Annotated in this window: 1 protein-coding gene; it reads left to right on the forward strand. The window is 44.8% G+C overall.

Translation table 11 applies throughout. The annotated features are described in order from the left end of the window. Positions 1 to 160 precede the first annotated feature (160 nt). Positions 161 to 643 (forward strand): tetratricopeptide repeat protein, encoded by a 483-nt coding sequence (locus tag PUN32_RS14000; protein ID WP_274723740.1) that lies wholly within the window; start codon positions 161 to 163, stop codon positions 641 to 643. Positions 644 to 832 lie beyond the last annotated feature (189 nt).

Here is an 832-nt window from a genome sequence, read left to right on the forward strand (position 1 = left end):
GCTTGACACCCAATGAGTCAGAACGATTGTATTGGGAAAACTCTAAAACCGTGGCCAATTTTAGTTGACCACTACAGTGGTGGTTACGGTTGTTGTGTTTGGGTTTAGTAGTAATGCGTTGCCAGCCCCTTAGGCGGGCGTTATAAGCTTCGAGGAAAATATGGAAACTATCATCAAGCAAGCCATTGATTTACGGAAAGAAGCTAAGTTTCAAGAATCGAGAGATTTGTTAGCGACGCTATTAAACGACGAAAGCTATTCGGCTAAAGCTCATTTGCAAATAGCATGGTCATATGACAATGAAGGTAGAGAGCAAGAGGCGGTAGGGCATTACTTATCATCTTTGTCAGGAATGCTTTCCCCAGTAGAACGGTTTGATGCTTTATTTGGTTTAGCGAGCACCTATCGAAGTCTTGGAAACTATGTAGAGGCGTTGGGTTACTTTGAGCAGGCAATCATTGAGTATCCAGATGCGATAGAGGCTCGACCTTTCTATGCTATGTGCCTGTACAATCTGGGGCGCCACAAAGAAGCCATGGCTTTGTTGCTTGAGTTATTACTTTCTACAACAAGCAGCGATGCGATTAAAGAGTATCATCGTGCTATATCCTTGTACGCCGAGGATTTAGATAGAAAATGGTAAGAATAACCACGCTTATAACAAACGCCTCAAGAGGGACTGTCAACGCGTGGCGTTTCCAGTCCTAATGAGCCGTGGTGGTTCGGTTGTTGTGTTTTAGTTTAGTGTTAATGCGTTGCCAGCCCCTTAGGCGGGCGTTAGGTCACGACGGGATCACATGAGCAATGCAGAGCAGTGTCGATTGAGTATGGA

Origin of the sequence: Vibrio chanodichtyis, assembly GCF_028863985.1 — a bacterium.
Lineage (GTDB): Bacteria > Pseudomonadota > Gammaproteobacteria > Enterobacterales > Vibrionaceae > Vibrio > Vibrio chanodichtyis.

Coding starts and splice junctions, on each gene's coding strand:
- PUN32_RS14000 (WP_274723740.1), top strand. CDS start 161: ATGGAAACTATCATCAAGCAAGCCATTGATTTACGGAAAGAAGCTAAG.